Below are 23,983 nucleotides of genomic sequence, written 5' to 3' on the forward strand. Positions count from 1 at the left end.
AGATTTATCCGCCAACAAAAATCCTACAGCTTTCCCCCGTCCATCCACAGACTTTTCCACCGCTTGCTTGCTCGCGAATCGCCGGGAGTCTAGGATCGCGTTCAACTGAACTCGGTTGGGACGCGCATCGATGATCGCTGCCATATTCGGCATATCCGGGCTGGAACTGATCCCCTCAGAACGCGATTTTCTGCGCGAGGCCGAGCCGGCGGGCTATATCCTGTTCGGGCGCAATTTTTCGGACAAGGCGCAGACCCGCGCGCTTACCGATAGCCTGCGCGCGCTGCACGGGCGGGGCGACCTGCCGATCATGGTTGATCAGGAAGGCGGCCGTGTGCAGCGGATGAAGCCCCCGGTCTGGCCCGAATTTCCCGCTGGCCGGCGCTTCGCCGATCTTTACCGTCTGTCGCCCATCGCCGGGATCGAGGCGGCGCGGCTCAACGCGCAGGCGCTCGGCGCTTCGCTCGCCGAGGTCGGCATCACCATCGATTGCCTGCCCTTGCTCGACGTGCGCCAGCCCGGCGCGAGCGACGTGATCGGCGACCGCGCGCTCGGCGAAGAACCCATGCAGGTGGCCGCCCTGGGCCGCGCGGTGCTGGACGGTCTCGGCCGCGCGGGCGTGGGGGGGATCGTCAAGCATATCCCGGGACACGGACGCGCGGCGGTCGACAGTCACAAATCGCTGCCCGTGGTGGAGGCGAGCGCCGAACAGCTGGAGCGCGACATCGAGCCGTTCCGCACATTGTCACACGCGCCGATGGCGATGACCGCGCATATCGTTTTCACCGCTTGGGATGCGACCCGCCCCGCCACGCTCTCACCCGTTGTGATCGAAGACGTGATTCGGCGAAAGATCGGTTTCGACGGGCTGCTCTTCAGCGACGATCTCGACATGGAAGCGCTCGACGGGACCGTTCCGCAGCGCGCCGAGGCGGCGGTCAGGGCGGGCTGCGACATCGCGCTCAACTGCTGGGCGAAAATGGATGATATGGCCGGGATAGCCAACCGGCTGGGGACCATCGGACCCGAGGCGAAGCGGCGGCTCGAAGCGGCCTGCGTCAGCCTTGGCGCGGCCGCGCCCCCCGAGCATTCGGAAGAGCTGGTCGCCAGGCGCGACGAGTTGCTGGCGCTGGTGTGAACGCGCTCGTCCATGACGATTTCGAGGGTCTGCCGCCGGGGCGCCCGGGGCGCGAGCCCGAACAGCTGACGCTCGACATCGACGGCTGGGAGGGGCCGCTTGATCTGCTGCTCTCGCTCGCGCGTGGGCAAAAGGTCGATCTGCGGCAGATTTCGATCCTCGAACTGGCCGAGCAATATCTCGTTTATGTAGAGAATGCGCGCTCGCTGAAGCTGGAGCTTGCCGCCGATTATCTCGTCATGGCCGCCTGGCTCGCCTTTCTCAAATCGGCGCTGCTGCTGCCCAGGGACGAACAGGCCGATCCTTCGCCTGAAGAGCTGGCGCTGCGGCTGCAGCTGCGCCTGGAACGACTCAACGCGATGCGCGATGCGGGCGCGCGGCTGATGGCGCGCGACCGCGACGGGCGCGATGTCTTTCCCCGCGGCGATCCCGAAGGGCTGCGGGTGATCGATGAGCGCATATGGGACTGCGATTATTTCACGCTGGTGAGCGGCTATGGCCAGCTTCGCGCGCGTAGCGAGCCCGCGCTGCACATCGTCAAACGCCGCGCGGTCGTGACGCTGGAAGAGGCGATCGACCGGCTGTCGCGCATGATGGGGCACGCCGTCGAATGGACGCGGATCGAGCGATTTCTCGCCAAGTCGGACAGTCCGGAACTGCGCAAGTCATCGCTCGCGTCGGGATTCGTGGCGGCGCTTGAGCTGGCGCGGCAGGGCAAGGTCGAGCTCGGTCAGGATGGCATTTTCGCGCCGCTGATGCTGAAGGCGCGGCGATGAGCGGGCTCGCCGATGAGCTGCGCGCGGTCGAAGCGACCTTGTTTGCCGCCGAGCATGCGATGACGGCCGAGCAGATTCGCGCCTATGTCGGCGATGCGATCGATATCCCGGCGGCACTGGCCGTGCTGGAAGCGCATTATGTCGGGCGCGGTATCGAGCTGGTACGGCGCGGCCAAGCTTGGCGGTTCCAGACCGCCCCCGATCTGGGGCGGCTGCTCAGGCGCGAGCGCAAGCAGTTGCGGCGCCTCAGCCGCGCGGGTGTCGAGACGCTGGCGATCATCGCCTATCACGAGCCGGTCAGCCGCGCCGAGATCGAGGCGATCCGCGGCGTGCAGATCAGCAAGGGCACGCTCGATGTGCTGATGGAGGCGGGCTGGGTGCGGCCGACGGGGCGGCGCGAGGTGCCGGGGCGCCCGCTGATCTACGCCACCACGCCGGAATTTCTCGTCTATTTCGGGTTGGAGAGCCGCCGCGACCTGCCCGGGATCGATGAACTGAAGGCGGCGGGCCTGCTCGATCCCGTCGATGAAGCGTTCGATGCGCTCGATTTTGACGATCCGGATCGGGACGGCGTAGAGGATTCGGAGCGGCGCAACGACGATCTGCTGGAAAGCGGCGCCGACAACGCCTAGATAGGACGTACATTATACCGGAGACCCTTCATGCAACCGAGTATCTGGCAACTTCTGATCGTCGCCGCGCTGGTGCTGATCCTGTTCGGCCGCGGCCGCATCTCCGAAATGATGGGCGATGTCGGCAAGGGCATCAAAAGCTTTAAAAACGGTATCACCGACGAAGAGCAGGAGCGCGAACGCGTGCGTGAACGTGCGGCAGAGCCGCCGCGCCGGATCGAAGGCACGCCGCCTCCCGTCGATGCAACCCGCGAAGTCGAGCGCGATCGCGAACATCAGCGTGAGCACGACCGGGACAATAATTCCAACTGACCGGCCGCGCCGGCGGAGCATCGATGTTCGATCTCGGCATTTCCGAAATGGCGGTCATCGCGGTGATCGCGATCGTCGCCATCGGACCCAAGCAACTGCCCGAGGCAATGATGACCGCAGGCCGCTGGGTCGCGCGGATCCGCGGCGTGATGCGGCAGGTGCGCGAGGGCTTCGACGATATGGTGCGCGAGGCCGAGCTCAAGGACATGGAAAAGAAGTGGGCCGACGAGAATGCCCGGATCATGCGCGAGCATCCCGCAGGCGCGCTAACCGCTGACGAAGGGCAGATGCGCCCGCTGCCGCCGCCCGCCGAGCCGAGTTCGTCTCTTCCCGCCGATAACAGCGCGCCGATGATGAAGGGACCGCTCGAGGAACCGGCGGCTGTGCCCGGCGCCGCAGCCGAGCCGTCCGAGCAGAGCCCCGAGGCCGGCAAGGCATGAGCGAGATCGACGACAGCAAGGCCCCGCTGCTCGACCATCTGATCGAGCTGCGCAGCCGGTTGATCAAATGCCTGCTCGCGCTGGTCGTGGCCTTTGCGATCGGCGCCTATTTCGCCGAGGATATTTTCGCGGTGCTGGTGCGCCCGCTGACCGAAGCTTTCCCCCCGGGGCAGGGCAGGCTGATCTATACCAAATTGTACGAGGCGTTTTTCGTGGAGATTAAGGTGGCATTGTTCACTGCCTTCCTCCTCGCCTTTCCGGTCATCGCGCTGCAGCTGTGGCGGTTCGTCGCGCCGGGTCTGTACGCGCAGGAAAAGCGCGCCTTTCTGCCGTTCCTGTTCGCCTCGCCGATTCTGTTCACCGCCGGTGCGTCGCTCGCCTACTTCGTGGTGATGCCGCTCGCCTTCCAGTTTTTCCTCGGTTACGCGGGTACGGCCGGTGGGCTCGACGTGCAGGCCCTGCCCGCGGTCGGCGACTATCTCGATCTGGTGATGCGCTTCGTGCTCGCGTTCGGCGTGGCGTTCCAGTTGCCGATCCTGCTGTTGCTGCTGCACCGCGCGGGCATCGTCACCCGCGAGCAACTGGTCGGCTTTCGTCGCTATATGCTGGTGATCAGCTTTCTTGTCGCCGCGGTGCTGACGCCGCCGGACATCATCTCGCAGTTCATGCTCGGCGTGCCGCTGGTGCTTCTCTATGAGGTGTCGCTGATCCTGATGCTGATGACGGACCGCAAAAAGGCAAAGGAAAAGGCGACCGAAAAGCTTCGATCGCCTATATAATGGTGCCGGGAAATCGGGCGCTGCGATCAGTTGATCGCGTCGTCGCCGGCTTGTCCCACGGATTCTATATCCCGGCCCACGCCCTTGACGGTGTTGCACGCCGAAACGAGGAAGGTGGCGGCTACCAGGCCGATCAGAACATATTTACGCATGTTTATCCTCCAAATTCTGAATAAAATGAGGCCCGGATGGCTGGGTTGGGAGGAGCACATCCGGGCCTTAATACCAAGCAGCGGCAAAGGGGGGAGGGAGTTCCGCTGCTCTGCAAATCAGAACGGCCCTTTTGAAAAAGGGTTTCCTCGTTCGACGATTAATAAGAAAAAAAGTTACAAGCCTTTGTTTATCCAAAAGAAAATATTTGGATATTCGTCTAGGACGGCAGTCGATCAACGGTCGATGACGGTTGTCGCGCCGCGCTGGCGATCTTAAACAGATATGATGACCGCCCGGCCCCCCTCGCTCGACCTTATCGGCAATACGCCGCTCGTGAAGCTGGAAGGGCCGAGCCGGGAAAGCGGGTGCGAAATTTTCGGCAAATGTGAATTCGCAAACCCCGGCGCGTCGGTTAAGGACCGGGCGGCGCTCTATATCGTGCGCGATGCCGAGCGGCGCGGGGCGCTGAAGCCCGGCGGAACGATCGTCGAGGGGACCGCGGGCAATACCGGCATCGGCCTGGCGCTGGTCGGCAATGCGCTGGGTTATGGCACGATCATCGTCATGCCCGAAACGCAGAGCCGGGAGAAGATGGACACGCTGCGCGCGCTGGGCGCCGAACTGGTTACCGTGCCGGCCGCGCCGTTTTCGAACCCCGGGCATTTCGTCCACACCTCGCGCCGCATCGCCGAGGAGACCGAAAACGCGATCTGGGCGAACCAGTTCGACAATATCGCCAATCGGCGCGCGCATATCGAGACCACCGCCGAGGAAATCTGGGCGCAGATGGACGGGCGCATCGACGGTTTCACCTGCGCCGCGGGCACGGGCGGAACCATCGCGGGAGTCGGCATGGGGCTGAAGCAAAAGGACGAGAGCGTCACCATCGCGCTCAGCGATCCGCACGGCGCGGCACTCTACGAATATTACGCGCATGGCGAACTGAAGTCCGAGGGCAGTTCGGTGGCCGAGGGGATCGGGCAGGGGCGCATCACCGCCAATCTGGAAGGGGCGCCGATCGACACGCAATTCCGCATATCCGACGAAGAGGGGGTGGACTGGGTGCGCCGCCTGCTCGCCGAGGAAGGGCTTTGCCTCGGGTTGTCGTCCGGAATCAATGTCGCGGGCGCGGTGGCGCTGGGCAAGCGGCTCGGCCCCGGCAAGCGCATCGCCACGATCCTGTGCGATACCGGCTTTCGCTATCTATCGACGCTCTACAGCCCGGTTTGGATGCGTTCAAAGGGACTGTCGCCGATGCCGTGGCAGATCGCAAGCGAGGACGCTTCATGACCCAACGACGGGAAAATATGCAGCGGCTGCAGATCGGCGGTCTGGGCCTGTTCGCGGTGGTGCTGCTCGTGGGACTCGCGAGCGTCGCCAACAATCGGGCGAGCAACGAGGTGCCCGTGACCGAGGAAATCGCGGATACCGGCCTGCCTGGCGGCGCCGAGACGGACAAAGCCGAGACTCCCAAGGAGCCGCTCGCCGAACTCGGTGCGGTTCCGGCGCCCGAGGAAACGCCAGCACCCAAGGCGCAGTGACGCGCGCGATGAGGTGGCGATTGCGCTCAGCGGCAATGTTCTCGGCCAGCTCGTTTCTGATGGCAGGGTGCGCGCCGCCGGTGGCGCATACCGACCAGCCTGAACTGCTGTTGATGACGAGCCTGCCGTTGCGCTTCGGCGAAACGACGATGAAGGAGCGGTTGCAAGGCGGCGGCGCGCCTGCGGTCGTGTATGGGCGGCTGGAGAAACGGTTTGCGATCCGGTCGCTCGACGATCTGAATCGACTTGATGGAAAGCCCGGCGCCATCCTGCTGCTCGCCCAGCCCAGGGCCTTTGCACCAACCGAACTGGTCGCGCTCGATAACTGGCTTCGCGGCGGCGGCCGGGCGCTCATACTGGCGGACCCGGCGCTGCGATGGCCGAGCGATTACCAGATCGGCGATCCGCGGCGGCCGTTGTTTACCTCGCTGCTCTCCCCCTTGTTCACGCATTGGGGGATCGAGCTGGTGCAGCCGATGGACCAGTCGACGAAGCGCGTCGATCTGACGGTGGACGGCCGGGCGATCGAAACGGTGACACCGGGCGCATTCGTGAACCTGCAAAGCGCCGATACGCCCGCCGCCAATTGCCATGCAATGGGGATGGTGGCCCGTTGCACCATTGGCGAGGGGCAGGCGATCCTGCTCGCCGATGCCGATTTGCTGCACGAACGCTTCTGGTCGCGGGATGGACCGCTCGGCCTGGCTGGCGATCGGCGAGCAAACATCGAGCTGATCGAGTCGATGCTGGCGACACTGTCGAAATGAAGCTCGATTAATTTCCGGATCGATATGGGATAACCGAGAGAGATGCTAGCGTCTCCGCAAAAGGATAGTGTCTCAGTTTGAAAATATTATCTTTTGAATTGCTTCGCCTGCGGCTCGCAATGACGCAATTGGAAGCGGAGTGACGGGCGCTAATTCAACTAAGAGACTACCCGCGAAGGCAACGGATAAGTAGGAGAACAAATGAGCAACTCGTCGGTGGAAGATCAACAGGTTTCGAAATAATTTTGGCGAGAATTCCAATGATTGACATTTCATTCCCGTTTTTGTCCTAAAAATTCCCTTGTTATCCCATGAAATCCCATGCTATGCCCATGGCAATCGGGGTGTCAGCTTTGCCGTTGCAAAGACCGCCGCTGGATCCGCGCGATTCCGGCGCTGGACGCATATTGCTCCGTCGAGGAAGGGTGGGACGAGCGGTGGCAGGGAGCTTCGTATATGGCGGCTCGGGCCTGTCGACGATCGACGGGAAGGGCCGTTGCACGATTCCCTCCGAGCTGCGCTCGACCGTAGAGATATCCAGTAACGGCAATGTCGTCTGCCTTGCGCGTCATCCCGATCTGCCCTGCCTGATGGGCTTCGGCACCGCCGAACGCGACCGACTTGCCACCGACCTCGACAAACAATGGGACTATGCGCAGCAGCGCGGCGAGCAGTTCGACCGGCAGGTCGCCGGCGGACCGATCGCCTCCTCGTTGATGGAAATCGGGTTCGAAGCGAGCGGGCGCTTCGTCATGCCGCCGATGCTGCGCCATTTCGGCAAATTGGAAGGCCAGGCATTTTTTCACGGCAACATCACCAATTTCTACATCTGGAACCCGTCGATCCTGCTGCGGCAGGAAGCGGACTTTGAAATGCAGAAGGAGATCGCGGAATATTTCCTGGCCGAGGCGGAAAGGAAGCGCAAATGAACGCCGCCCCTCAGCCTTCCCATGTTCCGGTCCTTCTCGAAGAAGTCATCCGCGCCGCCGCCATTACCCCTGGCGGACGGATCGTGGACGGTACTTTCGGCGCCGGCGGCTATAGCGCCGCCTTCCTGGCCCAGGGGGCGAACGTCTATGCGTTCGATCGCGACCCCTCGGCAATCGCGCAGGGCGCCGAACTGGCGGGCGGGAGCGAGGGGCGTCTCAGCCTCTTCCCCGCCCGCTTTTCAGCCATGGCTTCGGTGCTCGCCGCTGCGGGGATCGAGAGGGTCGATGCGGTCGTGCTCGATATCGGCGTTTCCTCGATGCAGCTGGACGAGGCCGCGCGCGGCTTTTCCTTCCGCGCGGACGGTCCGCTCGACATGCGCATGGGGCAGGACGGTCCCAGCGCCGCCGATTTCCTCAATGCGGCGGACGAGGAAGAGATCGCCGACATCCTCTATCTTTATGGCGAGGAGCGCCGATCGCGCCGTATCGCCAAGGCCATCGTCGCCGCGCGCCCGCTCACGCGTACGGGCGAGCTGGCGCAGGTGGTGCGCAAGGCGCTGGGCCACCGCGAGGGCGCGCCCAAGGATCCGGCGACGCGGACTTTTCAAGCAATCCGCATCCATGTGAACGCCGAACTCGACGAATTGCGCGACGGCCTCGCCGCGGCCGAGATATTGTTGCGCCCGGGCGGACGGCTGGTCGTGGTCAGTTTTCACAGCCTCGAGGACCGCATCGTCAAGCAGTTCCTGCGCACCCGCAGCGGGCAGGCATCGGGCGGTTCGCGCCATCTGCCGGTGCAGGATCAGGGGCCCGCGCCAAGTTTCGCCAAGCCCTTCAAGGCAATCCGCGCCGGAAACGAGGAACTGGACCGCAATCCGCGCGCGCGCTCGGCGGTGCTGCGTTGCGCCGAACGCACCACCGCATCGCCATGGCGGGAGCAGGCGGCATGAGCAGGGGTCTGAAACGGATGCAGGGTCTGGGCTGGGTTGCGCTGGTGTTCCTGGTCGCGATCTCGCTGTATCCGCTGTCGCTGAATGTCGGCGCGATGCACGCCAAGCTCGTGCGCGTCGACAGCCAGATCGTACAGACTCACAAGGAAATCAGCTATTTACAGGCCGAACTTCGCGCCCGCGCCAGCCTCGATCAGCTCGAGAAATGGAACGACCTGCTTTATGGCTACGACGCGCCGCGCCCCTCGCAATATCTCGGCAGCGAGCGCGCCTTGGCCGATTTGCAGGGCGATGATCTGGGACCGCAGATGCCGGTCATGGTTTCGGCGAGCTATGGCCTGAACACTGCGCCGATGGGAACGATCGGCAATGGTGGCCGCATGCGTTCGGCCGAAGACAAGGCGCCTGGTGATGCGAAGGCAACGCAAGTCGCCGCGCGCGATACCGATGAGGCGAGTGCCAAGGCGCCAAAGCCCGGGGCCGCTTCGATTGCATCCGCCAGCGCTTCCAATGGTACCCCGTCCGTTGCGCGCACCGTTGCCCATGAACAGCGCGTGGCAAAGCTCGAATCGAGCCTGCTCGGCCCGTCGGCGCTGCGCGATATCCAGCTTCGCGCCGCCGCCGAAAGGGCCAGGCAATGACCGCGATCGCCGCCATGCCCCATCGGATGCGCCTTGGTGAATATGGTGGCGGGGTCGGCACGTCGACTTATCAGCGGCTGATGATCCTCGTAGTGATCTTCACCGCGGCGGTCGCGCTGATCGTGCTGCGGCTCGCCAGTTTTGCGATGTTCGAGGATCAGAAAAGCTTCCGCACCGTCTCGGCTTCCTATGTCCCCGAACGCGGCGATATCGTCGATCGCAACGGCGTGCCGCTGGCGCGCACCATCGCCGCCTATGCGATCTGGCTGAAGCCCGATGAGATTCGCGGCGACAAGCGCCAACTCGCCGCCGCGCTGCAGGCGATTTTTCCGGATGAGCCCACGGGCGAATTCTATGCCAAACTGACCGGCGACAAGCCGACCTATCTGCGCCGCCGCGCGCTGCCGCGCGAAGTGAGCGAAGTGCACGCGCTGGGCGAAATCGGCATCGAATTTCCGCGCGAGCCCGAACGGCTTTATCCCGAATATGAGCTGGCCGCGCATGTGCTGGGTTTTACCGATCTCGGCGGCGTGGGCCGGATGGGCATGGAGCGCGTGCTCGAGCACCGCCTGACCGATCCCACGCTGCGCGCCGAGCCGGTCGCGCTCTCGATCGACAGCCGCGTGCAGGGGGCCCTTCGCAACGAACTGTCGCACGCCATGGCGTCGACCCACGCGATCGGCGCCTCGGGCGTAATCCTCGACGTGAACACCGGCGAGATCGTGGCGCTGAGCTCGCTGCCCAGCTTCAACCCCAACAAGCTCGATGCCGCGGGCATGAAGAACGAGGCCAATGGCGTCACGCAGAGCGTGTTCGAACTGGGCTCCACCTTCAAGCCGATCACCGTCGCCGCCGCGCTGGATGCTGGTACCGTGCGCGATCTTTCGCGCCGTTACGATGCGACCGCGCCGCTGCATATCGCGGGCTTCAAAATCCATGACGATCATCCGATGGGCCGGTGGATCAACGTGCCCGAGGCGCTGGTCAACAGCTCCAACATCGTCACCGCGCGCATCGCCGACGATCTCGGCCGGAAACGCATGGAAACCACGCTGCGCAGCCTTGGTTTCGACCGGCGCCCGGAGATCGAACTGGCCGAGAAGGGACTGCCGATCTGGCCGAGCGACTGGGGCCGGCTGACCACCATGACGATCGGCTATGGTCATGGCATCGCGGTGACGCCGCTGCACCTCGCCAGCGCCTATGCCGCGCTCGTCAACGGCGGCATCTTTCGCAAGAGCACGCTGCTCAAGATCGACCCCGACAAGGCACCCGAGGGCCGCCGCGTGTTCAGCGCCGCGACCAGCGCGCGCATGCGCCAGCTCCTGCGTATGATCGTGCTCGACGGAACCGGCCGCAATGCCGATGCCGAGGGCTATCGCATCGGCGGCAAGACCGGGTCGGCCGAAAAGCCGCGCGCGGGCGGCTATGCCCATAACGCGCTCATCTCGACCTTTGCCGCCGCGTTCCCGATGGATAATCCGCGCTACGTGGTGGTGGTTTCGCTCGACGAGCCGCAGGGCACCGCCGCCACCTCCTTCCAGCGCACGGCCGGCTGGGTCGCCGCGCCGGTCGTCAAGAAACTGGTCCCGCGGATCGGCCCGATGCTGGGCGTGCTGCCCGACACGCGGCGCGACGTCGACGTCAGCGAACTGATGCCGCTGCTGTGGCGCTCGGGCGGGGGCCATTGATGCGGCTGGGAGATTTTCTGGAGCATCTCTCCGGCGAAGCCGCCCTGCAGCCCGTCACCGGCTTCGCGATCGACCACCGCAAGGTCGCCCCGGGCAATATCTTCGGCGCATTCTTGGGTGAGAAGTTCAACGCCGAGGATGTGATCCCTCAGGCGATCGCGGCGGGCGCGATCGGTGTGGTCGCGCGGCCCGGCGTTGCGGCCCGAGGCGCGGCACTGATTGCCGACGATAACCCACGCCGCCGCTTCGCGCGCATTGCCGCGCAATATTATCGGCCGTTTCCGGAAAAGACCGTCGCGGTCACCGGCACCAACGGCAAGACCTCTACCGTCGAACTCACCCGCCAGCTGTGGCGTCTGGCGGGGCACAGCTCGGCCTCGATCGGCACCTTGGGCATCACCACCGGCTCGGAAAATGTCCGCACGGGGCTGACCTCGCCCGACATCGTCACCTTTCTGTCCAACATGGCGGGGCTGGCGCGCGAGGGCGTGACCCATGCCGCGTTCGAGGCGTCCAGCCATGGGCTAGACCAGTATCGCAGCGAAGGCCTGCCGATCCGTGCCGCCGCGTTCACCAATCTCAGTCGCGATCATCTCGATTATCATGGCAGCATGGACGCCTATTTCGAGGCCAAGATGCGGCTGTTCGACGAGGTGCTGGACGAAAACGGCACGGCAGTGATCTGGACCGACGACGACCATAGCGACGCGGTGTTCGACCGTGTGGCACTGCGCTCGTTGAGGCGGATCACTGTGGGACGGCGCGGCGAGGGCGTACGTCTTGTGGGCCAGACGCCGACGCAGCTCGGCCAGACGCTCGATGTTGAAGTGCAGGGCCGGATGTCCCGGATCAACCTGCCGCTGATCGGTGCCTACCAGGCGAACAACGCGCTAACCGCCGCCGGGCTCGTCATTGCGACCGGCGGCGACTGGGAAGAGGTCAAGGGCTTGTTGCCGCGCGTCCAGCCGGTGCGCGGGCGGCTCGAGCGTGCGGTCATCAGCCGCTCGGGCGCGCCGGTCTATGTCGATTACGCACACACGCCCGATGCACTCAAGGCGGCTTGCGAGGCGCTGCGCGCGCATTGCCGGGGCCGCCTCATCACCGTGTTCGGCGCGGGCGGCGACCGCGACACGGGCAAGCGCGTGGACATGGGCGCGATGGCCACGAAACTGTCGGACGATGTGATCGTCACCGACGACAATCCGCGCGGCGAGGATCCGGCGGCGATCCGCGAGGCGGTGCTTGAAGGCGCACCCAGTGCGCGCGAGATCGGCGATCGGCGCGAGGCCATTGCGGTGGCCATCGCCATGGCCAAGGCGGACGATATCGTGCTGCTGGCGGGCAAGGGGCATGAACAGGGCCAGATCGTGGGCGATCGGGTGCTGCCGTTCGACGATGTCGAGGTCGCAAGGGAGGCGGCGGCATGACGGCGCTCTGGACCGCTTCGGAAATTGCCGATGCGACCGGCGGCGAGGCGCATGGCGATTTCGCGGTGGACGGCGTCGCGTTCGACTCGCGTGAAGTGAGCACGGGGGATCTGTTCGTTGCGCTTTCCGGCGAGATGACCGACGGCCACAAATTCCTGGACGGTGCATTCGCCAATGGCGCTGCTGGCGCTGTGACCGAGCGTGCGGTTGGCCATCCGCATGTGCGGGTTGCTGATACGGCCGAGGCGCTGCGCGCATTGGGCCGTGCTTCGCTCGCCCGCGCCAATGCGAAAATCATCGGTGTTACCGGATCGGCGGGAAAAACCGGCACCAAGGAAATGCTGTTCGCCGCACTGGACCGATCCTCGCGCGGTCAGTCGCATCGCTCGCTCAAAAGCTATAACAACCATGTCGGGGTGCCGCTGAGCCTCGCGCGTATGCCACGCGGCACCGCCTTTGGCATCTTTGAGATGGGCATGAACCATCCCGGCGAATTGTCCGACTTAACGCAATTGGTGCGACCGGATGTCGCCATCGTCACCACCATCGCCCCCGCCCATGTCGAATTCTTCCCCGACGAAACCGCCATTGCGCGCGCCAAGTCGGAGATATTCGAAGGTTTGAGCGATGGCGGCACCGCGATCATCCCGCGCGATAGCCCGCATTTCCAATTGCTGCGCGACGCCGCGATGCAGCATGGCGCCACGATCGTCAGCTTCGGCTTCCATGAGGAGGCCGATGTGCGCGCCGCCGAAACGCTGGATCGTCCAGGCGGATCGCTGGTCACAGCCCGTGTCGGCGGTGCCATGCTATGCTACCGTATATCGCAGCCGGGCCGCCATATCGTCGCCAACTCGCTGGCGGTGCTCGCCGCGGTCGAGGCGGTTGGCGGCGATCTCGCTTCGGCCGGGCTTGCGCTCGCCGAATTGCCGGGCTTGGCCGGGCGCGGCGCGCGGCATCAGATCGCGCATCCGGGCGGGGCGATCCTGCTGATCGATGAAAGCTACAACGCCAACCCGGCTTCGATGCGCGCCGCGATCGAGGGGTTGGCAAACACCCCCCACGAACGGCGCGTCGCGGTGCTCGGCGCGATGAAGGAGCTGGGCGAAAAGTCAGCGGGCTATCACGCTGATATCGCGCCGCTTCTGGCCGCGGCACAAGTCGATGAGGCGATTTTCGTCGGCCCCGAGTTCGAAAATCTGGTGGAAAAGCTGGGGACCGGGCTTGAGGGACCGGCCCGCTTCGCCCATTGCGAAACCGCCGCGGAGGCGACCGAGCTTCTGCGTGCGCATATCAAGGGCGGCGAGGCCGTGCTCGTGAAGGGTTCCAACTCCGTGGGACTTTCCAGGCTGGTGAGCTCCTTCGTCGACGGAGAAAACTGAATGTTCTACTTGCTCGCCGAATGGTTCGATTTCGAAGGACCGTTCAACCTGCTGCGCTATCAGAGCGTCCGCTCGGGCGCGGCGGTGGCGACGGCGTTGCTGCTGGGCCTCATCATCGGCCCCCGCTTCATCCTTATGCTGCGCATGCGGCAGGGTAAGGGCCAGCCGATCCGATTAGATGGCCCGCAGACGCATCTCGCCAAGGTCGGCACCCCAACCATGGGCGGGCTGCTCATCCTGTCCTCGATGGCGGTGGCGGTGCTCCTGTGGATGGACCTGCGCAATATCTATGTCTGGGCCTGCCTGTTCGTCACTTTCGGCTTCGCCATCATCGGCTTCCTCGACGATTACGACAAGGTCTCGAAATCCAGCCACAAGGGCGTTCCCGGACGCGTCCGGTTGCTCGCCGAGTTCGCGGTCGCCGGGGTCGCCGCATGGTTGATCACCGATCAGAACGGCACGCATCTCTATCTGCCGTTTCTGAGCGGCGTTTCGATCGATCTCGGCTGGTTCTACATCGTCTTCGCCATGTTCGTGATGGTCGGCGCGGGCAATGCGGTGAACCTCACCGACGGGCTGGACGGCCTTGCCACCATGCCGGTGGTGATCGCGGCGGTGGCGTTCTTCATCATCGTCTATCTGGTCGGCAACGCGATCTACGCCAATTATCTGGGCATTCCGCATGTGCCGGGCGCGGGCGAACTCACCATATTATGCGGGGCGATCATCGGTGCGGGGCTAGCATTCCTGTGGTACAACGCGCCTCCGGCCGCGGTGTTCATGGGCGATACCGGCAGCCTGGCATTGGGCGGCGCGCTCGGCGCGCTGGCGGTGTCGGTGCATCACGAGTTGGTGCTCGGCGTGGTCGGCGGGCTGTTCGTGATCGAGGCGCTGTCGGTCATCATTCAGGTGTTCTTCTTCAAGCGCACCGGCAAGCGGGTGTTCAAGATGGCGCCGATACACCATCATTTCGAACAATTGGGCTGGTCCGAGCCGACGGTGGTGATCCGCTTCTGGATCGTCAGCCTGGTGCTCGCGCTGGCAGGACTTTCGACGTTGAAGCTCAGATGATCACCAGCCCCGCCTTTTCGGACAAGCATTATGCGCTGCTCGGGCTGGCGCGATCCGGCATGGCGGCGCTGAACGCGTTGGTGGCGAGCGGGGCAAAGGTGACCGCCTGGGACGGTCAGCCCGACGCCAGAGCGCGGGCGGAAGGCAAGGCGGAGATCGACGATCTGATGGAGGCGGACCTTGCGCGCTTCGATGCGATCGTGGTTTCGCCCGGCGTGCCGCTGGGCAGCAACCCGATCGCCGCCAGGGCGCGCGACGCAGGCCTGCCGATCATCGGCGATGTCGAGCTGTTCGCGCAGGCGCGCGCCAGCCTGCCGCCGCACAAGGTGGTCGGCATCACCGGCACCAACGGCAAGTCGACCACCACCGCGCTGGTCGATCACATCCTGAAGTCCGCCGGGCGCCCCAGCCTGATGGCGGGCAATATCGGCCTGCCGATCCTCTCGCGCGATCCGCTGCAACCCAATCAGGCAGGCGAGGGCGTCTATGTGCTCGAACTGTCGAGCTACCAGATTGACCTTACCCAGAGCCTCGCTTGCGACATCGCGGTGCTGCTCAACATCACGCCCGACCATCTCGATCGTTATGCCGGCTTCGAAGCCTATGCCGCGTCCAAGGCGCGTTTGTTCGAGATGCAGCATGGCGAGGGCGAGGCGGTGATCGGTATCGGCGACACGCCGTCCGCGCTTATCGCCCGCAACCTCAAGCGTCCCTCGCGCCGGATCACCAAGATCGCGCCGGGCGTGTGCATGGACCAGTCGCGCTGGCCCTCGCTCCAGGGGCCGCACAACGCGCAGAACGCGCTGGCGGCGATCGCGGTGTGCGAGGCGCTGGGCGTCGAGAACGAAACAATCGACCGCGCGCTCGCCAGCTTCCGCGGCCTGCCGCATCGGCTCGAGCGGCTGGGCGAGCATGACGGCGTATCTTTCGTCAACGACAGCAAGGCGACCAATCCGGCTTCCACCGCGCCCGCGCTGGCTGCGTTCGACCGCATCCGCTGGATCGTCGGCGGCCTGCCCAAGGACGACAATCTCGACGAATGCGCGCCCAATTTCGGCCATGTCGTCAAGGCTTATACGATCGGCGATGCCGGCCCCGTCTACGCGCGCCAGCTTGCGCAATATATGGAAGTGGACGAAAGCGAGATGCTGACCACCGCCGTGCGCCGGGCCGTGCGCGACGCCGAGCCGGGCGACACTGTGCTGCTGTCGCCGGCCTGCGCCAGCTTCGACCAGTTTCGCGATTTCGAGGCGCGCGGGGAGTGTTTCCGCGAGGCGGTATCCATCTATGCGGGGGGCGCGAATGGCTGAGCATGGACCCAAGCAGCTGGCCGGCGCCATCGCCGCGCGCGGGCGCGAGACGATGGAAAACCGGCTCGGCCGCGCCGACCGTTCGGCCATCGGCGTGTGGTTCTGGGAGCTGGACCGGGTGCTGCTGAGCCTGATCGTGGTGCTGATCGCGATCGGTCTTCTCGCAGTCGCCGCGGCCTCGCCCGCCACCGCGCAGCGGCTGTCGAGCAGCAGCGTCACGCTCGATCCGCTCTATTTCTTCTATCGACAGCTGATGTGGGTGACGCTCGCGGTCCCCATCATGCTGCTGGTTTCGATGCTGCCCAAGGAAGAGGCGCGGCGCTTCGCGATCATCGCTTTTGCCATCTTCTTCGTGTTGCTGCTGCTGGTGCCGATCTTGGGCGGTGAGGTGAACGGATCGAAGCGCTGGATCGGCCATGGGTTCGCGAAACTGCAGCCGAGCGAATTCCTCAAGCCCTTTTACGCCGTCACCATGGCCTGGATCCTGAGTTGGAAGGCGAAGGAGCCCCATATCCCGGTGATCCCGCTGACGCTGGGCATTACCGGATTGATTGCCCTTCTGCTGATGAACCAGCCCGATCTCGGCCAGACGATCATCTTCTGCGGCATCTGGTTCACGCTGATGCTGGTGGGAGGATTGTCCGTGCGCCTGCTGGCCGGGCTGGTGATCGGCGGTCTCGCGCTGCTGCTCGCGGCCTATGTCTTCTATCCCGTCGCCACGCAGCGGATCGACACCTGGCTGTTCGGCGGCGAGACCAACGATCAGATCATGCTCGCCTACCGCACGATCACCGCGGGCGGGCTGATCGGTGTCGGTCCCGGTCTCGGCGTCGAAAAATTTCATCTGCCCGAGGCGCATACCGATTATATCTTCTCGGTGATCGGCGAGGAGTTCGGCATCCTGCCCTGCATCGCCATCGCCATGGTGTTCCTGGCGATCATCATCCGCGTGCTGGTTCGGTTGCTCGACGAGGAAGATCGTTTCGTCATTCTCGCCGCCACCGGGCTGGTCGCGCAATTTGGCGGACAGGCGCTGATCAACATGGCGGTGAACCTGCAGCTGTTCCCGTCCAAGGGCATGACCCTGCCGTTCATCAGCTATGGCGGATCCTCGCTGATCGCGATCGGGGTGGGTACGGGGCTGCTGCTCGCCTTCACCAAGCGCAACCCCTATCTTGACCGCTCGCGCTATATCATGAAGGGCGCGCGGGGATGAGCATCACGAAACATTTCGTCCTCGCCGCCGGCGGCACCGGCGGACATATGGTCCCCGCGCACGCGCTGGCCCGGGAACTCGAACAGCGCGGCCACCGCGTGGCCTTGGTCACCGACGAACGCGGTGCCAGGATTCCCGGCATCTTCGACGATGCCGAGATTCATGTGCTGCCCGCCGGACGCCTGACCAGGAACCCGCTGAGCTGGCCCGGCGCGCTGAGCGCGATCTGGAAGGGCCGGGCGATGGCGCGCCAGCTCTATTCCACCTTCCGCCCGACCAGCGTGGTCGGCTTCGGCGGCTACCCTGCATTTCCCGCGCTGCTCGGAGCGTTCGCGGACGATATCCCCACCGTGATCCACGAACAGAATGCCGTGCTTGGCCGCGTCAACCGGCTGGCCGCGCGCAAGGTGAACGCCATCGCCACCAGCTATCCCGATATCAAGCGTCTGCCCGATGGCCAGAAGGCCAAGGTCCATCTGGTCGGCAATCCGGTGCGCGAGGAAGTATTGGCGATCCGCGAGGAGCCGTTTCCACCGCTGTTCGAGGACGGCATCTTCCGTGTGCTGGTGACCGGCGGCAGCCAGGGCGCGACCGTGCTGTCCGACGTCGTGCCCAAGGCGCTCGCCATGCTGCCGCCGCCGCTGCGCCGCCGTTTGCAGGTGACGCAGCAATGCCGCGCCGAGGATATCGAGCAGGTGCGCGCCGATTATGCAGAAAACGAGATTCCGGCGGAGCTCGCCACCTATCTGCCCGATCTGCCCGATAGGCTGGGCTGGGCGCATCTCGTCATCGGACGCGCGGGCGCCTCGACCATCGCCGAGCTGACCGCCGCCGGCCGGCCCGCGATCCTGGTGCCGCTGCCGATCGCGACCGACGATCATCAGAGCTATAACGTGCGCGAGATGGTCGCAGCGGGCGGCGCGCGTTCGATCGCGCAGACGCGCTTCACGCCCAAGGAGGTCGCCAAGCAGATACAGAAGATGGCGCTGAAGCCCGGCAGTCTGGAAAACGCGGCGCGCGCGGCCCGAAGCTGCGGGCGGCCCAAGGCGGTGCAGGAGCTTGCCGATCTGGTCGAAAGCTTCGGCGGCGCGCCGCTGGTCGAACCAATGAAGGTCAAGAGTAGCGCGCCCGCGCGCGGCGGTGCAGTGGCCGGTCCCGCCTTTGCCAGGGACGCCGGCTGATGCGCGAAGTGCCGAGGGATATCGGGACGGTCCATTTCGTCGGTATCGGAGGCATCGGCATGTCGGGCATCGCCGAGGTGATGAGCGATCTCGGCTATGCCGTGCAGGGTTCGGACATTTCGGACGGCTCGACGGTCAAGCGGCTGCGCTCGATCGGCATCCCCGTCGCCATCGGCCATGCGCCCGGGAACGTCGCGGGCGCCGCGGTCGTGGTGATCTCGACGGCGGTGAAGCGCGACAATCCCGAGGTTCGCGCCGCGATCGACGCGCGGATCCCGGTGGTACGCCGCGCCGAGATGCTGGCCGAGCTGATGCGCCTCAAATATTGCGTCGCCGTTGCGGGCACGCATGGCAAGACCACCACCACGTCGCTGGTCGCCTGCCTGCTCGACGCCGGCGGGATCGACCCGACCGTGATCAACGGCGGCATCATCAACCGCTACGGCTCCAACGCGCGGATCGGCGGGGGCGACTGGATGGTGGTGGAGGCCGACGAGAGCGACGGCAGCTTCCTGCGGCTCGACGGCACCTATGCGATCGTCACCAATATCGATCCCGAGCATCTCGATCATTATGGCGATTTCGACGCGATCAAGGCGGCGTTCGTCGAGTTCATCGAGAACGTCCCCTTCTACGGCGCGGCGATCCTGTGCGTCGATCATGACGAGGTGCAGGCGATCCTGCCCAAGATCCGCGACCGGCGCACGGTGACCTACGGGTTCAGCGCGCAAGCCGATGTGCGCGGCGAGAATGTGCGGCCCTATCCCGGCGGCAACCGGTTCGACGTGGCGATCCGCCAGCAGGGCGGCGCGGTGCGCCAGGTGCAGGATATCGATCTGCCGATGTCCGGCCGCCACAATGTCCAGAACGCGCTCGCCGCGGTGGCCGTCGCGGTCGAGATGGAGATGGACGACGGCGCGATCGCGAAGGGGTTCGAACAGTTCACCGGCGTGCGGCGGCGCTTCACCAAGGTCGGCACGATCGAGATGGACGGCGGCGACGTGATCGTGATCGACGATTACGGCCACCATCCGGTCGAAATCCGCGCGGTGCTGAGCGCCGCGCGCGAGGGCGCGGAAGGCAAGGTGATCGCGGTGATGCAGCCGCATCGCTACACGCGGCTGGCGGACCATATGGACGCCTTCCAGAGCAGTTTCAACGACGCCGACGCGGTGCTGATCACGCCGGTCTACGCCGCCAACGAGAGCCCGATCGACGGCGTGGACTCCGCTGCCTTGGTCGCCGGAACACGCGATCGCGGGCACCGCGACGTGCAACTGGTCGAGGACGAGACGCAGCTTGCGGCAAAGCTGGCCGGGATCGTGCGGCCCGGCGACATGATCGTGTGTCTGGGCGCGGGCGACATCACCGTCTGGGCCGCCGAACTGGCCTCCGCGATCACCGACCGGCTGGAGCGGGCGCATGTCTGAGACAGCGACCATGCCCGCGCTGAACGGCAAGCTTACCCGAAAAGGCAGCCTCGCCGACTTCATCTGGTTCCGCACCGGCGGCCCGGCCGACTGGCTGGCGCGTCCGGACAGCGCGGCCGATCTGTCACGCTTTCTGGCCGATCTCGATCCAGCCATCCCGGTCATGCCGGTCGGCGTCGGCTCCAACCTGATCGTGCGCGACGGCGGCGTGCCCGGCGTGGTCGTGCGGCTCCCCAAGGCAATGGGCAAGGTGGTGATCGAGGGCGAAACCCGCGTGCGCGCGGGCGCGGCGGCAATGGGGATCAGCGTGGCCAGCGCGGCGCGTGATGCCGGGATCGCGGGCCTCGAATTCCTGCGCGGCATTCCCGGCACGGCGGGCGGCGCGGTGCGGATGAACGCGGGCGCCTATGGCCGCGAGGTTGCGGACATATTGATCGAAGCCAGCGTGATTTTGCGCGATGGAACGGTGGAAACTTGGCCCGCCAAACGCTTCGCCTTCACCTATCGCCACAGCGCGCTGCCGAAGGGCGCGATCGTGGTCGAGGCGCTGTTCGAGGGCACGCCCGGCGATCCCACCGAAATCGGCGCGAAGATGGACCGCATCGCCGACGAGCGCGAGGCATCGCAGCCGCTGCGCAGCCGCACCGGCGGCTCCACCTTCAAGAATCCGCCGGGCGAAAAGGCCTGGGCGCTGGTCGACAAGGCCGGGTGCCGCGGGCTGATGATCGGCGATGCGCAGGTCAGCGAAAAGCACACCAATTTCCTGCTCAACACAGGTGAGGCGACCAGCGCGGATATCGAAGCGCTGGGCGAGGAAGTGCGGCGCCGCGTCAAGGCCGACAGCGGCATCGATCTCGAATGGGAAATCCAGCGTGTCGGGAGGGCGGAATGATGGCATTGGCAAAATCCTCCCCGTTCACGGGGAGGTGGCAGCGCGAAGCGCTGACGGAGGGGGCTCTCCGGATCGAGCCTCGTTCGTGCCCGCGCCTCCCCTCCACCACGATGCTTCGCATCGCGGTCCCCCTCCCCATGAACGGGAAGGATCTATGACCAAATCCCTGCATGTCGCCGTCCTGATGGGCGGATGGTCCGCCGAGCGCGAAGTGTCGCTGATGAGCGGCAAGGGCGTGGCTGAGGCGCTGGAATCACGTGGGCACACGGTCACGCGGATCGACATGGATCGCAATGTCGCCGCGGTGATCGCGGGCGTGCGCCCCGACGTCGTGTTCAACGCGCTGCACGGCACACCGGGCGAGGACGGGCGCGTGCAGGGCATGCTCGATCTGATGCAGTTCCCCTATACCCACAGCGGCATGACCACATCGGTCATCGCGATCGATAAGCAGCTAACCAAGAACGAGCTGCTGCCGCATGGCATCCCGATGCCCGACGGCAAGATCGTGGATTGCGAGAGCCTCTACAGCGCCGATCCGTTCCCACGCCCCTATGTGCTGAAACCGGTCAATGAGGGCAGCTCGGTCGGCGTCGCCATCGTCCGGGCGGAGGGCAATTACGGCAATCCCATCGGCCGTGATGTCGCCGGGCCGTGGCAGGAATTCGATACGCTGCTGGCCGAGCCCTTCATCAAGGGCCGCGAGCTGACCACGGCGGTGGTCGGCGGCGCGCCGCTGATGGTCACCGAACTGGTCACCTCGAGCGGCTTTTACGATTACGACGCTAAATATACCGAAGGGATGACGCAGCATATATGCCCGGCGGATATTCCGCAGGACATCGCCGATTATTGTGAAGAACTGGCGTTGAGCGCGCACCGCATTCTCGGCTGCAAAGGCCCGTCGCGTTCCGATTTCCGCTGGGACGACGAGCGTGGCCGCGATGGTTTGTACCTGCTGGAAGTCAACACCCAGCCCGGCATGACACCGTTCAGCCTGGTGCCCGAACAGGCCAAGGTGGCGGGCATCGATTATGCCGAACTGGTGGAACGCATCGTGAGGGAGGCGCTCCAAAACAGCAGCGTGACGGAGGCGCTCGCATGAGCCGCGCGCCGACCTCCAAGTCGAGCATCAAGCGCGGAGCCACGCCGGTCAAGGCGCGCAAACGCCAGACCGGATCGCGCAAGGTCAAGCGCGTCTCCGCGCTCGACAAGCTGATCAAGGCGCTGCCGTTCACGCAGACCCAGATGCAGCGCGTGCTGACCTGGGCGATCGTCGGGATCGTCGCGATCGGTCTGATCGTTACCGCCAACCTCACCGGAATGACGACCGAGGCGCACGCCCAATATGCCCATCTCGCCTCCAAAGCCGGGTTCGAGGTGAAGAATGTCGAGGTCAGCGGGATCAGGCGGGTCGACGAGCTCAAGGTCTATGATCTGGTGCTGGCCGAAAAGGACCGCGCCATGCCGCTGGTCGATGTGTCGCGCATCCGCCAGGATTTGATGCAATATGGCTGGATCGGCGAGGCGCGGGTTTCGCGCCGCCTGCCCGATACCTTGGTGGTGGAGATCAAGGAGCGCCAGCCCGCCGCCGTCTGGAGCCATGGCGATGCGCTCGCGCTGATCGATGCCGAGGGTCATGTGCTTGAAGAGATCAGTTCTGAGCATAAACCCAATCTGCCGATGCTGGTCGGTCCGGACGCCAACCGCAAGGCGGTCGCGCTGGCCGATCTGCTGAGCGCCGCGCCCGCGCTGAAGCCGCGGATCGCCGGGGCCGAATGGATCGGCAATCGCCGCTGGAACCTCAACTTCAAGACCGGCGAGACGCTGGCGCTGCCCGAGGGCCGCGACGTTTCCGCCGAGGCGTTGATAAAGTTCGCCAAGATGGACGGGGTCAACCGGCTGCTCGGCGACCGCTATATCTATTTCGATTTCCGCGATCCGACCAAGGGCTATCTGCGCCCGCGCCCGGACTCGGGATTGTCCGCACAAGTGGTTACGGGTGAGGCGGGGGCCGCTGGCTCCAACGGGGAGAAGGGCTGATGGCCACACCAAAGGTTGAGCGGTTGATCACCGCGCTGGATATCGGATCGTCGAAAGTGTCCGCATTGATCGCGGGCGTGACCGAGGAGGGCAAGCTGACCGTGCTCGGCACCGGCCAGCGTGAGAGCCGCGGGGTCAAGCGCGGCTACGTCACCGACGTGCAGGCGGCGGAACTCGCGGTGCGCACCGCGGTCGAGCAGGCCGAGCGCATGGCTGGCGTCAACATCGACCGGGTGCATGTCGCGTTCAGCGCGGGCGGGCTCACCAGCCGCGTCACCACCATGGAGGTAGACCTGTCCGGCCACCGCGTGGGGCAGGAGCATATCGACTATCTGCTCGACAGCGGCCGCCAGGGGATCGACCCCGAAGGCAAGCTGATTCTTCACGCCCAGCCAGCGCTCTACACGCTCGACGGTGTGGAGGGCATTCGCAATCCCAAGGGGCTGCACGCCGACCAGCTCAGCGTCGATATCCATGTGCTGCTCGGCGATCCCGCGCCGGTGCGCAATATCGACATGACGGTGCGCGCCGCGCATCTCGAGGTCGACGCGGTGGTCGCCGCGCCGATCGCCGCGGGCATGGCCGTGCTGACCGAGGAGGAGCGCGAGCTGGGCGTGGCGCTGGTCGAAATGGGCGCGTCGGTCACCAATGTCGCTCTGTTCGCGGGTGGCATGCTGCTCGATCTGTGCACCATCCCTTATGGCGCGGCGGATATTACCGACGACATCGCCAGCGCGTTCGGTATCCGCCGGATGCAGGCCGAGCGCATGAAATGCTTCCACGGCTCGGCGCTCACCAATCCGCGCGACAATCATGATGTGATCGATGTCGAGCGCGCCGCGCAGTCCGACGACGAGGAAGCCGAGGGCGGGCGCATCACCAAGGCGCAGCTCAACGGCGTGATCCGCCAGCGGCTGGACCATCTGATCGGCGAGATTCGCACCGCGCTCAAGGAGCTCGGCTTTTCCGGCCCGGTCGGGCGGCAGGTGGTGCTGACCGGCGGCGGCGCGGAGCTGAAGGGTCTGGCCGATTATGCGCAGTCGGCGCTGGGCCGTACGGTGCGCATCGGCAAACCCGCCGGGCTCCGGGGCCTGCCCGAGGCGCATGCCGGCCCCGCCTTCGGGACGCTGGCGGGGCTGATCCTGTATGCCGTCAATGAACCGCTGGACCTGCGCTCGCTCAGCGCGGTGACGCAGGAAAGCCACCGCTATGCCTCGCCCGGACTGGTCAAGCGACTTGTCCACGCCTTTCGCGCCAATTTTTAGGGGTGGCGCTTCGCGTC

At 65.3% G+C, this 23,983-nt stretch carries 25 protein-coding genes; 24 read left to right on the forward strand and 1 reads right to left on the reverse strand.

Annotation, left to right across the window (positions count from 1 at the left end):
* Window positions 1–130 precede the first annotated feature (130 nt).
* Genes nagZ through tatC form a run of 6 tightly spaced genes read left to right on the forward strand, consistent with a single transcriptional unit; the run spans window position 131 to window position 4,077 of the window.
* Window positions 131–1,138 (forward strand): beta-N-acetylhexosaminidase, encoded by a 1,008-nt coding sequence (nagZ, locus tag ACOQPC_RS06470; protein ID WP_420607818.1) that lies wholly within the window; start codon window positions 131–133, stop codon window positions 1,136–1,138.
* The gene (locus ACOQPC_RS06475; RefSeq protein ID WP_420607819.1) at window positions 1,135–1,914 is read left to right on the forward strand and encodes a segregation and condensation protein A; all 780 of its coding nucleotides are present in this window, start codon (window positions 1,135–1,137) and stop codon (window positions 1,912–1,914) included. The genes nagZ and ACOQPC_RS06475 overlap by 4 nt, the downstream gene beginning before the upstream one ends.
* Window positions 1,911–2,546, forward strand: coding sequence for an SMC-Scp complex subunit ScpB (gene scpB, locus ACOQPC_RS06480; protein WP_420607820.1), 636 nt, complete (start codon window positions 1,911–1,913; stop codon window positions 2,544–2,546). The genes ACOQPC_RS06475 and scpB overlap by 4 nt, the downstream gene beginning before the upstream one ends.
* Before the next feature lie 30 nt (window positions 2,547–2,576).
* Window positions 2,577–2,858, forward strand: a complete 282-nt coding sequence (gene tatA / locus ACOQPC_RS06485) for a twin-arginine translocase TatA/TatE family subunit (protein ID WP_420607821.1) — start codon at window positions 2,577–2,579, stop codon at window positions 2,856–2,858.
* Between the two features lie 23 nt (window positions 2,859–2,881).
* Window positions 2,882–3,298: a Sec-independent protein translocase protein TatB gene (tatB, locus tag ACOQPC_RS06490; RefSeq protein WP_420607822.1), complete on the forward strand. Its 417-nt coding sequence runs from the start codon at window positions 2,882–2,884 to the stop codon at window positions 3,296–3,298.
* Complete coding sequence (tatC, locus tag ACOQPC_RS06495; RefSeq protein ID WP_420607823.1) at window positions 3,295–4,077, forward strand: twin-arginine translocase subunit TatC; 783 nt, start codon at window positions 3,295–3,297, stop codon at window positions 4,075–4,077. Before tatB ends, tatC begins: the two co-directional genes overlap by 4 nt.
* A 26-nt stretch (window positions 4,078–4,103) precedes the next feature.
* Here the strand turns inward: tatC and ACOQPC_RS06500 are convergent, their stop codons facing one another.
* On the reverse strand, window positions 4,104–4,229 hold the full coding sequence (locus ACOQPC_RS06500) for an entericidin A/B family lipoprotein (RefSeq protein ID WP_420607824.1): 126 nt from the start codon (window positions 4,227–4,229) through the stop codon (window positions 4,104–4,106).
* 286 nt (window positions 4,230–4,515) lie between these two features.
* Between ACOQPC_RS06500 and ACOQPC_RS06505 the strand changes: the two genes are divergently transcribed.
* The 18 genes from ACOQPC_RS06505 (at window position 4,516) to ftsA (ending at window position 23,966) form a co-directional block, all read left to right on the forward strand.
* Window positions 4,516–5,520, forward strand: a complete 1,005-nt coding sequence (locus ACOQPC_RS06505) for a cysteine synthase A (protein ID WP_420608088.1) — start codon at window positions 4,516–4,518, stop codon at window positions 5,518–5,520.
* A complete protein-coding gene (locus ACOQPC_RS06510) occupies window positions 5,517–5,771 on the forward strand; it encodes a hypothetical protein (protein WP_420607825.1) in 255 nt (84 codons plus the stop codon). Before ACOQPC_RS06505 ends, ACOQPC_RS06510 begins: the two co-directional genes overlap by 4 nt.
* A gap of 59 nt (window positions 5,772–5,830) precedes the next feature.
* Window positions 5,831–6,538: a Gldg family protein gene (locus ACOQPC_RS06515; protein ID WP_420607826.1), complete on the forward strand. Its 708-nt coding sequence runs from the start codon at window positions 5,831–5,833 to the stop codon at window positions 6,536–6,538.
* Between the two features lie 437 nt (window positions 6,539–6,975).
* Window positions 6,976–7,467 (forward strand): division/cell wall cluster transcriptional repressor MraZ, encoded by a 492-nt coding sequence (locus ACOQPC_RS06520; RefSeq protein ID WP_420607827.1) that lies wholly within the window; start codon window positions 6,976–6,978, stop codon window positions 7,465–7,467.
* A complete protein-coding gene (rsmH, locus tag ACOQPC_RS06525) occupies window positions 7,464–8,417 on the forward strand; it encodes a 16S rRNA (cytosine(1402)-N(4))-methyltransferase RsmH (protein ID WP_420607828.1) in 954 nt (317 codons plus the stop codon). The genes ACOQPC_RS06520 and rsmH overlap by 4 nt, the downstream gene beginning before the upstream one ends.
* Window positions 8,414–9,058, forward strand: coding sequence for a hypothetical protein (locus tag ACOQPC_RS06530; RefSeq protein WP_420607829.1), 645 nt, complete (start codon window positions 8,414–8,416; stop codon window positions 9,056–9,058). The genes rsmH and ACOQPC_RS06530 overlap by 4 nt, the downstream gene beginning before the upstream one ends.
* Window positions 9,055–10,749, forward strand: coding sequence for a peptidoglycan D,D-transpeptidase FtsI family protein (locus ACOQPC_RS06535; protein ID WP_420607830.1), 1,695 nt, complete (start codon window positions 9,055–9,057; stop codon window positions 10,747–10,749). The genes ACOQPC_RS06530 and ACOQPC_RS06535 overlap by 4 nt, the downstream gene beginning before the upstream one ends.
* Complete coding sequence (locus tag ACOQPC_RS06540) at window positions 10,749–12,176, forward strand: UDP-N-acetylmuramoyl-L-alanyl-D-glutamate--2,6-diaminopimelate ligase (protein ID WP_420607831.1); 1,428 nt, start codon at window positions 10,749–10,751, stop codon at window positions 12,174–12,176. The genes ACOQPC_RS06535 and ACOQPC_RS06540 overlap by 1 nt, the downstream gene beginning before the upstream one ends.
* Window positions 12,173–13,558, forward strand: coding sequence for a UDP-N-acetylmuramoyl-tripeptide--D-alanyl-D-alanine ligase (locus tag ACOQPC_RS06545; RefSeq protein WP_420607832.1), 1,386 nt, complete (start codon window positions 12,173–12,175; stop codon window positions 13,556–13,558). The genes ACOQPC_RS06540 and ACOQPC_RS06545 overlap by 4 nt, the downstream gene beginning before the upstream one ends.
* The gene (gene mraY, locus ACOQPC_RS06550) at window positions 13,559–14,629 is read left to right on the forward strand and encodes a phospho-N-acetylmuramoyl-pentapeptide-transferase (protein WP_420607833.1); all 1,071 of its coding nucleotides are present in this window, start codon (window positions 13,559–13,561) and stop codon (window positions 14,627–14,629) included. It abuts the gene before it with no gap.
* Window positions 14,626–15,939 carry a UDP-N-acetylmuramoyl-L-alanine--D-glutamate ligase gene (gene murD, locus ACOQPC_RS06555; RefSeq protein WP_420607834.1) on the forward strand — a complete coding sequence of 438 codons (1,314 nt, stop codon included), beginning with the start codon at window positions 14,626–14,628 and terminating at the stop codon, window positions 15,937–15,939. Before mraY ends, murD begins: the two co-directional genes overlap by 4 nt.
* Entirely contained in the window at window positions 15,932–17,155 is a 1,224-nt protein-coding gene (locus ACOQPC_RS06560) for an FtsW/RodA/SpoVE family cell cycle protein (protein ID WP_420607835.1), read from the forward strand. Before murD ends, ACOQPC_RS06560 begins: the two co-directional genes overlap by 8 nt.
* Window positions 17,152–18,336 carry an undecaprenyldiphospho-muramoylpentapeptide beta-N-acetylglucosaminyltransferase gene (murG, locus tag ACOQPC_RS06565; RefSeq protein ID WP_420607836.1) on the forward strand — a complete coding sequence of 395 codons (1,185 nt, stop codon included), beginning with the start codon at window positions 17,152–17,154 and terminating at the stop codon, window positions 18,334–18,336. Before ACOQPC_RS06560 ends, murG begins: the two co-directional genes overlap by 4 nt.
* On the forward strand, window positions 18,336–19,766 hold the full coding sequence (gene murC, locus ACOQPC_RS06570; protein WP_420607837.1) for a UDP-N-acetylmuramate--L-alanine ligase: 1,431 nt from the start codon (window positions 18,336–18,338) through the stop codon (window positions 19,764–19,766). Before murG ends, murC begins: the two co-directional genes overlap by 1 nt.
* Entirely contained in the window at window positions 19,759–20,658 is a 900-nt protein-coding gene (gene murB / locus ACOQPC_RS06575) for a UDP-N-acetylmuramate dehydrogenase (protein ID WP_420607838.1), read from the forward strand. The genes murC and murB overlap by 8 nt, the downstream gene beginning before the upstream one ends.
* Before the next feature lie 154 nt (window positions 20,659–20,812).
* The gene (locus ACOQPC_RS06580; RefSeq protein WP_420607839.1) at window positions 20,813–21,763 is read left to right on the forward strand and encodes a D-alanine--D-alanine ligase; all 951 of its coding nucleotides are present in this window, start codon (window positions 20,813–20,815) and stop codon (window positions 21,761–21,763) included.
* Entirely contained in the window at window positions 21,760–22,701 is a 942-nt protein-coding gene (locus tag ACOQPC_RS06585; RefSeq protein WP_420607840.1) for a cell division protein FtsQ/DivIB, read from the forward strand. The genes ACOQPC_RS06580 and ACOQPC_RS06585 overlap by 4 nt, the downstream gene beginning before the upstream one ends.
* A complete protein-coding gene (gene ftsA, locus ACOQPC_RS06590; RefSeq protein WP_420607841.1) occupies window positions 22,701–23,966 on the forward strand; it encodes a cell division protein FtsA in 1,266 nt (421 codons plus the stop codon). Before ACOQPC_RS06585 ends, ftsA begins: the two co-directional genes overlap by 1 nt.
* Window positions 23,967–23,983 lie beyond the last annotated feature (17 nt).

Origin of the sequence: Novosphingopyxis sp. (assembly GCF_965218915.1) — a bacterium.
GTDB lineage: Bacteria > Pseudomonadota > Alphaproteobacteria > Sphingomonadales > Sphingomonadaceae > Novosphingopyxis.

Bases quoted from the DNA above. Each gene is read 5' to 3' on its own strand.
- ACOQPC_RS06580 (WP_420607839.1), top strand. From the start codon at position 20,813: ATGACCAAATCCCTGCATGTCGCCGTCCTGATGGGCGGATGGTCCGCC.
- murG (WP_420607836.1), top strand. From the start codon at position 17,152: ATGAGCATCACGAAACATTTCGTCCTCGCCGCCGGCGGCACCGGCGGA.
- ACOQPC_RS06560 (WP_420607835.1), top strand. From the start codon at position 15,932: ATGGCTGAGCATGGACCCAAGCAGCTGGCCGGCGCCATCGCCGCGCGC.
- ACOQPC_RS06515 (WP_420607826.1), top strand. From the start codon at position 5,831: ATGGCAGGGTGCGCGCCGCCGGTGGCGCATACCGACCAGCCTGAACTG.
- mraY (WP_420607833.1), top strand. From the start codon at position 13,559: ATGTTCTACTTGCTCGCCGAATGGTTCGATTTCGAAGGACCGTTCAAC.
- tatA (WP_420607821.1), top strand. From the start codon at position 2,577: ATGCAACCGAGTATCTGGCAACTTCTGATCGTCGCCGCGCTGGTGCTG.
- ACOQPC_RS06500 (WP_420607824.1), bottom strand. From the start codon at position 4,229: ATGCGTAAATATGTTCTGATCGGCCTGGTAGCCGCCACCTTCCTCGTT.
- tatB (WP_420607822.1), top strand. From the start codon at position 2,882: ATGTTCGATCTCGGCATTTCCGAAATGGCGGTCATCGCGGTGATCGCG.
- ACOQPC_RS06510 (WP_420607825.1), top strand. From the start codon at position 5,517: ATGACCCAACGACGGGAAAATATGCAGCGGCTGCAGATCGGCGGTCTG.
- scpB (WP_420607820.1), top strand. From the start codon at position 1,911: ATGAGCGGGCTCGCCGATGAGCTGCGCGCGGTCGAAGCGACCTTGTTT.
- ACOQPC_RS06535 (WP_420607830.1), top strand. From the start codon at position 9,055: ATGACCGCGATCGCCGCCATGCCCCATCGGATGCGCCTTGGTGAATAT.
- murC (WP_420607837.1), top strand. From the start codon at position 18,336: ATGCGCGAAGTGCCGAGGGATATCGGGACGGTCCATTTCGTCGGTATC.
- murB (WP_420607838.1), top strand. From the start codon at position 19,759: ATGTCTGAGACAGCGACCATGCCCGCGCTGAACGGCAAGCTTACCCGA.
- nagZ (WP_420607818.1), top strand. From the start codon at position 131: ATGATCGCTGCCATATTCGGCATATCCGGGCTGGAACTGATCCCCTCA.
- ACOQPC_RS06545 (WP_420607832.1), top strand. From the start codon at position 12,173: ATGACGGCGCTCTGGACCGCTTCGGAAATTGCCGATGCGACCGGCGGC.
- rsmH (WP_420607828.1), top strand. From the start codon at position 7,464: ATGAACGCCGCCCCTCAGCCTTCCCATGTTCCGGTCCTTCTCGAAGAA.
- tatC (WP_420607823.1), top strand. From the start codon at position 3,295: ATGAGCGAGATCGACGACAGCAAGGCCCCGCTGCTCGACCATCTGATC.
- murD (WP_420607834.1), top strand. From the start codon at position 14,626: ATGATCACCAGCCCCGCCTTTTCGGACAAGCATTATGCGCTGCTCGGG.
- ACOQPC_RS06540 (WP_420607831.1), top strand. From the start codon at position 10,749: ATGCGGCTGGGAGATTTTCTGGAGCATCTCTCCGGCGAAGCCGCCCTG.
- ftsA (WP_420607841.1), top strand. From the start codon at position 22,701: ATGGCCACACCAAAGGTTGAGCGGTTGATCACCGCGCTGGATATCGGA.
- ACOQPC_RS06530 (WP_420607829.1), top strand. From the start codon at position 8,414: ATGAGCAGGGGTCTGAAACGGATGCAGGGTCTGGGCTGGGTTGCGCTG.
- ACOQPC_RS06505 (WP_420608088.1), top strand. From the start codon at position 4,516: ATGACCGCCCGGCCCCCCTCGCTCGACCTTATCGGCAATACGCCGCTC.
- ACOQPC_RS06585 (WP_420607840.1), top strand. From the start codon at position 21,760: ATGAGCCGCGCGCCGACCTCCAAGTCGAGCATCAAGCGCGGAGCCACG.